Raw genomic sequence first — 10337 nt, forward strand, 5'->3', positions numbered from 1 at the left:
ATACATATATACTACCCTCGGCGGACGGCACGATTGAAATCTGCTAGATTTCCACATGTGATCTCTTGTTAAAGGGCTCATGTCCCCGGGGGACAGTGAATACCTTAAAGGTACCATGCTCATTTAATTAGTGACCAGGAGCTGGAAGGAGGCTTCTATGGACATCCTGAAGCGCATCGCCGAGCAGCGGGAGAGAGAAGAGAAACTGAAGTGGGAAGGAACCTTTAGAGATTATCTGGAGATGGTCCGGGAGCGACCGGAGCTTGCTCAAACCGCTCATTCCAGGGTTTACAATATGATCGCCGATGCCGGGATCGAAAAGGACGACAACGGAAATCCCCGGTATTTATTTTTCAGTCGGGAACTGTTCGGTCTGGACCGGGCCATCGAACAGCTGGTGGAGGAGTATTTCCATTCGGCGGCCCGCCGCCTCGATGTTCGCAAACGGATTCTTTTGTTGATGGGGCCGGTTTCCGGCGGGAAATCCACCATCGTCACCATGCTGAAACGGGGGCTGGAAGAGTATTCACGAACCGATGCCGGGGCCTTGTATGCGATCAAGGGTTGCCCGATGCAGGAAGAACCCCTCCATCTGGTTCCTCACTCCATGCGGCGGGAAGTGGAGGAGCAATTGGGGATCCGGATTGAAGGCAATCTGTGCCCTGCCTGTCGAATCCGACTGAAAGAAGAGTTTGGGGGACGGATTGAGGATGTTCCTGTGGAACGGGTCCTGCTGTCGGAAGACGATCGGACGGGGATCGGCACCTTTAGTCCATCAGATCCCAAATCCCAGGATATTGCCGATTTGACGGGGAGCATCGATTTTGCCACCATCACCGAATACGGTTCCGAATCGGATCCCCGGGCTTATCGCTTCGACGGGGAGTTGAACAAAGCTAATCGCGGCTTGATGGAATTTCAAGAGATGTTGAAATGTGATGAAAAGTTTTTGTGGAACCTGTTGTCCTTGACCCAGGAAGGAAATTTCAAGGCGGGACGGTTTGCCCTGATCTCTGCCGATGAGCTGATCGTCGCCCATACCAACGAAGCGGAATACAAATCCTTTATTTCCAACCAGAAGAATGAAGCGCTGCAATCCCGAATCATCGTGATGCCGATTCCTTATAATCTGGAGGTCTCCGAAGAGGAGAAAATCTACGGGAAGCTGGTGAAAGAAAGCGATTTGGGCCATGTGCACCTGGCTCCTCATTCGCTGTATGCTGCAGCCATTTTCAGTATTTTGACCCGACTGAAGGAGTCCAAGAAGCAAGGAATGGATTTGGTCAAAAAGATGCGACTTTACGACGGAAAGTCCGTCGATGGGTACAAGGAGGCGGACCTGGAGGAGCTTCGCAACGAACACCTCGATGAAGGGATGTCTGGCATCGATCCTCGGTACGTGATCAACCGTATCTCCAGTGCCATGATCCGAACCGAGGCCAATTGTCTCAACGCCTTAGATATCCTGCGAGCGATCAAAGACGGACTCGATCAGCACCCCTCGATTACCAAGGAGGAGCGGGAACGTTATCTGAATTTTATATCTATTGCTCGGAAAGAGTATGATGAGCTGGCCAAAAAAGAGGTGCAAAAAGCGTTCGTCTACTCTTATGAGGAGTCTGCCAAGACGCTGATGGACAATTACTTGGACAATGTGGAAGCGTACTGTAACTGGACCAAAATCAAAGATCCCCTCACCGGGGAAGAACTGGATCCTGATGAAAAGCTGATGCGGTCCATCGAAGAGCAGATCGGCATTTCTGAAAATGCCAAAAAGGCGTTCCGGGAGGAAATATTAATCCGGATTTCAGCATACGCCCGGAAAGGCAAAAAATTTGACTACAACAGCCACGAGCGCCTTCGGGAAGCGATTCAGAAAAAGCTATTCGCCGATCTGAAAGATGTGGTCAAAATCACTACTTCGACCAAAACGCCGGATGAGAATCAATTGAAGAAAATCAACGAGGTGACCGCCACCCTGATCGATAAGTACGGATACTGCTCCACCTGTGCCAACGATCTGCTCCGGTATGTGGGCAGTCTGCTAAACCGTTGATCTTTTTCAGACCGGAGAGGTTTTATGGGAGGTGAACCGATATGTCAGACCCCGGATTCATCATCTCCCGGGAGGATTGGTCCCTGCACCGGAAGGGCTACCAGGACCAGATGCGTCACCAGGAGAAGGTGAAGGAAGCGATAAAAAAGAATATGTCCGACCTGATCAGTGAGGAGAACATTATCCTTTCCGACGGCAAAAAAGTGGTGAAGATCCCGATTCGGTCAATGGAGGAGTATCATTTCCGTTACAACCACAACAAGGGGAAGCATGTCGGTCAAGGGAATGGCAAGAGCAAGGTGGGAGACGTGATCGCCCGCGAACCCGCCAAAGCCGGGCCTGGCAAGGGACAGGGGGCGGGGGACGCGCCCGGCCAAGATTATTATGAAGCGGAAATCTCTGTAGAAGAACTGGAAGAGGTTCTTTTTTCGGAAATGGAGCTTCCCCGGTTGCAACAGAAGGAACAAGACGAGATGGAAGTGAAGGAGATCCGCTTCAACGATGTTCGCAAAAAGGGTTTAATGGGCAACATCGATAAAAAACGGACATTGCTGGAAGCACTCAAACGAAACGCAATTAAAGGAAATTCCGGTTTTGGCCGCATCTCCGACGAAGATCTGCGCTTTAAAACCTGGGAGGATGTCGTCATCCCCCACTCCAATGCCGTCGTGTTGGCGATGATGGATACCAGTGGCTCGATGGGGATCTTTGAGAAATATATTGCCCGCAGCTTTTTCTTTTGGATGATCCGTTTCTTAAGAACCAAATACGACAAGGTGGAAATCGTTTTTATCGCCCATCACACCGAGGCCAAGGAGGTCTCTGAAGATCACTTTTTCAACAAAGGGGAGTCGGGGGGCACGATCTGCTCCTCGGCCTACCGCAAAGCCCTAGAGATCATCGATAAACGCTATCCGCCCAGCCGCTACAACATCTACCCCTTCCACTTCTCCGACGGCGACAATCTCACTTCGGACAACGAACGCTGTGTCAAGCTGGTCCGGGAACTGATGAGCCGCTCTAACCTCTTTGGTTACGGGGAAGTCAATCAGTACAACCGCCATTCCACCCTGATGACCGCATACAAACACATTACCAACCCTAAGTTTATGCACTACATCATCCGGGAGAAAGGGCAGGTGTACGATGCCTTAAAACATTTTTTCGAAAAGAAACCGGAAGAAGTGGTGATGTAAATCACCCCCCTCCTTTCCTGGCGGAAGGAGGGGGATTTTGTGTCTGGAGTGAATAAAAGAGTGGAACATCCATCGAAGAAAGAGGACAGGTGAGGAAAAAGCTTATGTACTGGGAACCTTCTGGGGAATGGCGACAAACAAAAATCCCCCTCCAACCTCACGGGTTGAAGAGGGTAAAATAGGGATTGGGTGTGTTCCTCAATTATGAGGATACACGAACCGGTCACAAAATGCATGGGTAAATGATTCCAATTCGTTTATAGGTGAGGCTGGTCGGTTTTGGGCCAGCCACGTTGTGCAAACTATGGCATATCAGTTGAAATGTGACAGGAGGTACATCAGTGAAACCCGTTCCAGCCCGACAATCACGAACAATTCAATCCTCGATCGTACTTCCTCCGGATACCAACCACCTAGGAACCATTTTCGGAGGGAAAGTGTTAGCTTATATCGACGAAGTGGCTGCCATCGCGGCCATGCGACATGCCCAGCGACCGGTGGTTACCGCCTCCATCGACTCTGTGGACTTTCTGTCCCCGGTTCAGGAGGGGGATGTGTTGACTGTAGAATCTTTCGTCACTTGGACCGGCCGCACATCGATGGAAGTGTACATTCAAGTGATGTGTGAGAGGGGGCCGGGCGGGGAACGTCATCAGACCGCCGTCTCTTTTGTCACCATGGTGGCCGTAGGGGAGGATGGCCAGCCGGTGGAAGTTCCCCCGGTTCAACCGGAAACCGAGAAAGAAAAAGAGCTGTACAGGACAGCTCCTGAACGGCAACGGATTCGAAAACAGCGTAAATACCGTTCCTGCTGAAAAAGGAGGTGGCGACAAGCCCCTCCTTTAATCGTTACATCAAAATGGGATCGCGTTTCATCGGATAGTCATTTTCTTGAACTTTTGGGGGCGAAGGTTTGCGTTGGACCCACTCCCATTCAAGCATATTCCCGAACATTCTAGAAAATTGTGTATCCACGTGTTATATTGAATATTTGAGATTGGGAAAGCATTGGTTGAATACAGCTTGGAAGAGGAGAGGAAACAGCCGATGGCCCATGCGATTCCGGAAATGATGCCCAAAGGTGCCACCACCGGCGAAAGTTTGTTGTATCGGACGCTGAAGGAACATTTGCCGGAGGACTATGTCGTCTACTACGAGCCGGAGATCCTTGGCAGGCGGCCGGATTTTGTGGTGATCGGTCCGGATCTGGGGCTGGTGGTGTTGGAAGTGAAGGATTACACCCGCCTAACGCCGCTTGAGTTGAATGTGGACCGTTGGGAGATTCGTACCGGAAGCGACGGACGGACGACAGTGACCAGTCCGCTGAAACAAGCGCGGGATTACGCCTTCCGTATCGCTGATCAGCTGAAAAAGGATGGGGATCTGCTCCATTCCGGGAGGTTGAAGTTTCCTTACGGCTTTGGCACGGTGTTTACTCGTCTGTCCCGCCAGGATCTGAAAGAGACCGGAATCGAAGACGTGGTGACCGGGGAACGGTCGCTCTGTCGGGAAGAGGTCGATCCGGACAAGGATGCCTTTTCCACGATTCTACTGCGGCGGAAGCTTCAGAAGATGGTGCCTTTTTCCCTGGATTCCCCCTTGACGGAGCTGGATCTGGCCCGAATAAGGTTTCACCTTTTCCCTGAGGTGCGTATCCACAGTCAGGTGACCCGGGTTCCCAAGCAGGATTCTCTACTCTTTTATGTAAAAGACCTGGAAGTGATGGATCTTTATCAGGAAAGCTTGGCTAAACAGATCGGTGACCGTCACCGCTTGATCCGAGGAGTAGCAGGAAGCGGAAAAACCCTGATTCTCGCCAGCCGGGCCCACTTGTTGGCCAGGGAACACCCGGACTGGAATATTCTCGTCCTCTGTTACAATATTTCCCTGTCGAGAAATATTCGCCACATGATCCGACGAAAGCAGCGAACGTCTTATGAAGAAGAGTCAAGGGAAGAGAGCCCGATTCTAGTTTACAACTTTCACGAATGGTTGAAAGAGGAGCTGGGGGTATACAGAGACCAGTCGATCCCAGAGCTGTTGGAGAAGATGGATCGGGGAGATGGACGGTTTCCAAGGTACGAGGCCATTCTGATCGATGAGGGGCAGGATTTTCAACCGGAGTGGCTGGCCTTGGTGAGTCGATTGTTAAATCCGGAGACGCAGTCCTTGTTGCTGGTGGAAGATCGGGCGCAGACCATTTACCCCCGCCGCCGAAGTTATAAACAGGATACCGGACTGGATTTCCGGGGAAGGTCTCGCATTTTGACCATCAACTACCGGAACACCGCGCCGATTGTCCGCTTTTCCTGGGAATTCTATCAGACGTTTGCTTCGGTGGACAGCCTAGGAGAAGACAAAGAGAAAGAGGACGTGGAGATCATCGCTCCGCATAGCTCGCTGCGCCAGGGGCCGGAGCCGGTGGTGTGCCGGTTTTCCTCCATGAGGGAAGAGACGGATTTTGTCGCTGCTGAAATCCGCCGTCTGCGCGGAGAGGAAGGCATTCCCCTCTCTCGCATGTTGATTCTTTATCGAGTCAAAACGAATGGGACAATCGATGCCATCCGATCCTCGCTGAAAAGGGCGGGGCTTCCCTTCACCTGGATCGCGGCGGATCAGGAGGCGAAGCGCTCCTTCGACCCGACTGCTCCGACGGTCAAAATCAGCACCATCGACAGCAGCAAAGGGCTGGATTTTGACGCCGTCTTCGTGGTCCATGTGGATCAGCTGCCCTTTATCCAACAAGAGATCCGCCGGGAGGCCTCCCTCTTGTACATCGCTATGACTCGGGCGAAGAAATATCTCACGCTCACCTATTCCGGAGAATCGGAGTTTACCCGCTATTTTGACCGGCTGAAAAGAGAAAGGCAAAAAAAAGAGGGCCCCGAAGGACCCTGATTCGGATTACAAGCCGCCGCCGGCGTTGGTGTCGGCCGAACCCACTGTGGTGGAGGCATCGGAGCCGATCTGGATCGGTACCTGGATCGGGATGTTGACCAGACCCTGCATGTTGCGAACGCGGGGGCTGTTATCCACGCGAGATTTGGCTACTTTTCTCCGTTGCAGGACTTTCTTTTTTACACAGCAACGCTTTTTCTTCAGTTTGCATTTTAGAGTCATATTATCAGACACTCCTTTTCAATAAAATGTAATTTCATGGAAGCCGGTTAACGCTGTTGTTGATTTTGGATCATGTTACTAGGAGGAGTTTGTTCATCTGGATACAGACCTCCAAGCACTCCATCGATGACACTTCCCAAGGTGGAGCCGACAGTGCCGATAAAGTTACCGACTCCGCCGAGGAGTCCTTCTAACAATTGGCCCGGTGTGGAGCCGTTTTGCTGGGAGCGGATTGGAGCCATTCACCTCAACTCCTTTCTTTCGTTCTAAGCTTTATCAGCTTTGCTATTACTATATTGCTTGAATCGATGAATGGTGCGGCGATTTCAGGAATTTGGTTCGCTGTCTATGCCTCTTCCAGAGGAGAAGGGAGTTTGCTAGACGATGGTGATGGAAAAGGTGGATCAGCTGTTATTGCTATCTTCGCTGTCCACCGTACTGTTGGAATCGGCGATGATTTGGATCGGCACCTGGACGATGATGTTGATCATTCCATTGGTATTCCCGGTGATAGCAACATTTTTTGTTACGGATTTGTTCCGAACCAATTTGTCTACTCGATTTTTTCGATATTGAGCCGGTCCTTGGGAATGGGTTTTTGGCTCACGTTTGGACTGCTTACGGCTCAAACGGAATCCTCCTTAGCGGTTATTGGAGGTGTTCGGGTTTTGAGCAGCCAGTTGTGCTTGCAGCTGTTGTTGCAATTGTTGCAGCGAAGCTTTCTTCTGATGATCGATGGTGCTCATGCCAAAGCGAGTAGCGGCTCCGACCATATTGGCGACGCCGTGAATCAGACTTTGAATCTGTCCCGCTTGGCCTTGTTGCGGTGAGGGGGAAGTGGGTGAAGGGTTGGATGTTTGCGCAGCAGTGCGTTGGGGAGGACTCTGGTCGGGCAGCGGACTATGGTTCATATACTGGGTGATCGCTTCATAGATCTGCCTTTGGATCTGCTCTTCAATCTGACGGGAAATCTGTGCTAGTTGCTGTTTGTCAAGTCCCTCAGGCATAGGACTCAACTCCTTTCTTTCATTCTGAGGAATATCAAACTTATTACAATATATCCTTGCGATGGTTGATTGGTGTGGTGGGATGTCATGAACAGGGAAGGGGTTTTCGCCTTTTTTCTCGTATCTCAGCAAAAGGGAGCGAGAGGATTTCAGAGCGTTCCCTGCGGATGACGAAAAACAGTCACACAATTCTCGCCGGAACGGCTGGCCAGCTGACTCTTTTTTTTGCATGATGGAGAGGAAGGAGGGGTAAAGATGAAGCGAAATCGATGGTGTGGATGGTTGTTGGCTTGCAGTCTGGTAGTGGCGGCAGGTTGTTCCCAAAGTGCGCCTTCAGACTCTGATCCATCCTCTTCCGGTGAAACGGGGGAAGTGGATGCCGCCCAGGCAAAAGAAACTTATCAGAGCAATTGTTTGAGTTGTCATGGAGAGAAGTTGGAAGGCGGTCAAGGTCCCAGCCTGCAACAAGTGGGTGGCAAATATTCTGCCAAGGAGATCGAAACGATTATCCAAAGTGGAAAAGGAGCGATGCCAGCCCAGGTTTCTATCGATCCGGAAGAGCGGAAAAACCTAGCCGGATGGCTGGCAGAAAAGAAATAACGATGATGAATGAAGCGCTTCGACAGGAAGCGCTTCATTCATTTGTATCATTCGTACAGAATATAAACGTCGGAGATAGTCAATTTTTTTACTTCCGCCAACCGGGCCTCGGCGTTTTGTTTACTTTGGAAAGCTCCGGCCTGCACTCGGTAGTAGGTTTGACCGTCCACTTCCACTTGAACGATGAGAGACTGGATCTTGTTGCTTTCCAAGTAGGCCTCCCGATCTCGAGCGTTACTCAGATTGCGAAAGGAGCCGGCGATCACTTTGTAGTACTTCGCATCCTTTTTTGAAAGGTTGAGCGCTTTCGCGATTCCGAGGCCGATGGCTTGACCCAGGTCCTGGATGAAGCTGTTGTTTCGCAGAAGGTTCAGGTCGCGGGACGTGTCGATAAAGAGATTTTCCAGCAAGATGGCGGGCATCCGGGTTTCCCGCACGACATGAAAGTTGGCCCGTTTTTGGCCCCGGTCGCGCACGCCGTATTTGGACCCGATCGCATCCATCACGGTAGCGTGAATGATATCCTGCGCTTTCAAGGTGATTGAGGAGACGGTTCCATTGTAAATATAACTCTCCCAGCCCGTGCCGCCGCCCGCATTGATATGAATGGAACAGAAATAGTCGGCTGCATTTTGATTGGCAATATCGGTCCGCTTCGACAGGCTGATGGTGGTGTCAGAGGTACGGGTCATCATCACGCTGACGTGGTAATGGTTGAGGAGATAGTCCCGGACTTTCTGGGCGATTTGAAGGGTAAAATCTTTTTCCCGGTAACTGCCGCTGACAGCCCCGGAATCACTCCCACCATGACCGGGATCAATCACGACGAGACTCATATCATCACCTCCTCTAGTACTCTATGAGACCGGCTGTGGTAGAGTGAGCCCCTTTCTGGAAACATACTTGATTGGTTGCTAGTGCCCGTTGTTCTACTGATCTACGCTGTCCGGGGGGAATCGCGTTCCCCACGTTCCGTTGATACCCATCGGGCATGCCCTGGTTTTGCTTCGCTCTTGATCTCGCGGCGGTATACGATTATTCCGTTTCAGTATGCTGAGATGAGTGTTTCTGGAATAGATGCCGGTAATAGGTAGGCCTACTGCTTGCGATTTCACAACGTTTGGTGGACCGGGTGGCTGGTTTCCGATAAGATGGCGGAGGAAGGATGGATGATCAAGGAGGGAAAGTGGAGTGTATCGAGCCATATCCGTGGCCGGCTCCAACAGTCGGGGAGGAGCCGGTTTGCAGGCGGATCTGAAGACGTTTCAGGAATGGGATGTGTTCGGGATGGGAGTGATCACCGCGATCGCCACCCTGCACGGGAACGGTCGACGGGATCTCTTTCCCCAGTCGACGGCATCTGTGGCTGCGCAACTGGACTCCGCCGTGGACAGCATGGGAGTGGATGCACTGAAGACCGGCATGCTCTACTCCTCAGAGGTGATCCGACTGGTGGCCGATCGGGTCCGAAAATATCAGCTGGATCGGTTGGTGGTGGATCCAGTGATTGTGACTAAAACCGGTGGGAATCTGCTCCAGGAAGAAGCGTTGCAGGCGGTGAAGCAGGAGCTGCTGCCCTTGGCCCAGGTGGTGACCCCTAACCTGCCGGAAGCGGAAAAGCTCACCGGAAGAAACGTGCGCACCCTGGAGGAGATGAAAGAGGCCGCTCGCCGGATCCACGAGTGGGGACCTGCTTATGTATTGGTCAAAGGGGGTCGACTACAAGGTGAAAAGGCGTTGGACGTGCTGTATGACGGTTCTGCTCCTGTGATAGTAGAAGCGAAACGGGTGGAAACGACCCACACCAACGGAGCGGGTTGTACACTGTCGGCAGCGATCACAGCGGAGCTGGCCAAGGGAAAGAGCGTGGAGGAAGCGGTTCGGATCGGGAAATCCTTTGTTACAGCAGCGATCGCCGCATCCTGGGAGACGAAAGAGGGAGTGGGCCCCGTTAATCACTGGGCCTACCGCAGACGAACATAAAAAACCTTTCCGGTTATTCCGGAAAGGTCAGAGTGTGGAGAAAGCCCTTCACTGCTTTCTCCACACTCTTTTTTTATGGACAAAACCAGCTCATCGACGTATCAAAACCTGGATCAAAAAGGCCTCCCAACCACCTAGCCGGCTTTGGTTAGGTGGTTGGCAATCTTCTTGATGTTTTGCGCTGCGGCCGTCATCAGCGCTTGCTCTTGGACCTTTTCCCTTCCCCTCAACCGGCAGTAGCGAAGCCCGTGCAGCTCTTTCGCGTCTGCAAAGCTTCGCTCGATCGTCTCTTTCCGTTTTTTGTACAGGTATTTTCCCGTAGAGGAAAGGCGATGGGCTCGCACTTTTTCCTTATGTTTTTCCCACACGTGTCGG

Annotated in this window: 12 protein-coding genes; 6 read left to right on the forward strand and 6 right to left on the reverse strand. The window is 51.8% G+C overall.

The genetic code is table 11. The features are described 5' to 3' along the window. Positions 1–157 precede the first annotated feature (157 nt). The 4 genes from BLP91_RS15530 to BLP91_RS15545 all read left to right on the forward strand — a co-directional run bounded on the left by BLP91_RS15530 (position 158) and on the right by BLP91_RS15545 (position 6150). Positions 158–2056 (forward strand): PrkA family serine protein kinase, encoded by a 1899-nt coding sequence (locus tag BLP91_RS15530; protein WP_091573027.1) that lies wholly within the window; start codon positions 158–160, stop codon positions 2054–2056. A 41-nt stretch (positions 2057–2097) separates the two neighbouring features. Then, entirely contained in the window at positions 2098–3252 is a 1155-nt protein-coding gene (yhbH, locus tag BLP91_RS15535; RefSeq protein WP_091573028.1) for a sporulation protein YhbH, read from the forward strand. A 341-nt stretch (positions 3253–3593) separates the two neighbouring features. After that, positions 3594–4067 carry an acyl-CoA thioesterase gene (locus BLP91_RS15540; RefSeq protein WP_091573029.1) on the forward strand — a complete coding sequence of 158 codons (474 nt, stop codon included), beginning with the start codon at positions 3594–3596 and terminating at the stop codon, positions 4065–4067. Between the two features lie 232 nt (positions 4068–4299). Further along, entirely contained in the window at positions 4300–6150 is a 1851-nt protein-coding gene (locus tag BLP91_RS15545) for a 3'-5' exonuclease (protein ID WP_091573030.1), read from the forward strand. A gap of 6 nt (positions 6151–6156) precedes the next feature. On the opposite strand, the gene BLP91_RS15550 is transcribed toward BLP91_RS15545, so the two are convergent. The 4 genes from BLP91_RS15550 to BLP91_RS15565 all read right to left on the reverse strand — a co-directional run bounded on the left by BLP91_RS15550 (position 6157) and on the right by BLP91_RS15565 (position 7379). Then, positions 6157–6372: a hypothetical protein gene (locus BLP91_RS15550; RefSeq protein ID WP_091573031.1), complete on the reverse strand. Its 216-nt coding sequence runs from the start codon at positions 6370–6372 to the stop codon at positions 6157–6159. A 47-nt stretch (positions 6373–6419) separates the two neighbouring features. Next, positions 6420–6614, reverse strand: a complete 195-nt coding sequence (locus BLP91_RS15555) for a hypothetical protein (protein ID WP_091573032.1) — start codon at positions 6612–6614, stop codon at positions 6420–6422. Positions 6615–6776: 162 nt separating this feature from the next. Then, positions 6777–7001: a hypothetical protein gene (locus BLP91_RS15560; protein ID WP_091573033.1), complete on the reverse strand. Its 225-nt coding sequence runs from the start codon at positions 6999–7001 to the stop codon at positions 6777–6779. Between the two features lie 12 nt (positions 7002–7013). Next, positions 7014–7379 (reverse strand): hypothetical protein, encoded by a 366-nt coding sequence (locus tag BLP91_RS15565; RefSeq protein WP_091573034.1) that lies wholly within the window; start codon positions 7377–7379, stop codon positions 7014–7016. Positions 7380–7634: 255 nt separating this feature from the next. On the opposite strand from BLP91_RS15565, the gene BLP91_RS15570 reads away from it, so the two are divergent. Continuing rightward, positions 7635–7979 (forward strand): c-type cytochrome, encoded by a 345-nt coding sequence (locus tag BLP91_RS15570; RefSeq protein WP_091573035.1) that lies wholly within the window; start codon positions 7635–7637, stop codon positions 7977–7979. Positions 7980–8026: 47 nt separating this feature from the next. On the opposite strand, the gene BLP91_RS15575 is transcribed toward BLP91_RS15570, so the two are convergent. Continuing rightward, positions 8027–8815: an N-acetylmuramoyl-L-alanine amidase gene (locus tag BLP91_RS15575; RefSeq protein ID WP_091573036.1), complete on the reverse strand. Its 789-nt coding sequence runs from the start codon at positions 8813–8815 to the stop codon at positions 8027–8029. 355 nt (positions 8816–9170) lie between these two features. Between BLP91_RS15575 and thiD the strand changes: the two genes are divergently transcribed. Beyond that, positions 9171–9962 (forward strand): bifunctional hydroxymethylpyrimidine kinase/phosphomethylpyrimidine kinase, encoded by a 792-nt coding sequence (gene thiD / locus BLP91_RS15580; protein ID WP_091573037.1) that lies wholly within the window; start codon positions 9171–9173, stop codon positions 9960–9962. 134 nt (positions 9963–10096) lie between these two features. Here the strand turns inward: thiD and BLP91_RS15585 are convergent. After that, positions 10097–10337, reverse strand: a 241-nt coding sequence (locus BLP91_RS15585) for a transposase (RefSeq protein ID WP_143003582.1), incomplete at its 5' end; no start/stop codon positions are given.

Origin of the sequence: Melghirimyces thermohalophilus, from assembly GCF_900102685.1 — a bacterium.
In the GTDB taxonomy this organism is placed as follows: domain Bacteria; phylum Bacillota; class Bacilli; order Thermoactinomycetales; family DSM-45169; genus Melghirimyces; species Melghirimyces thermohalophilus.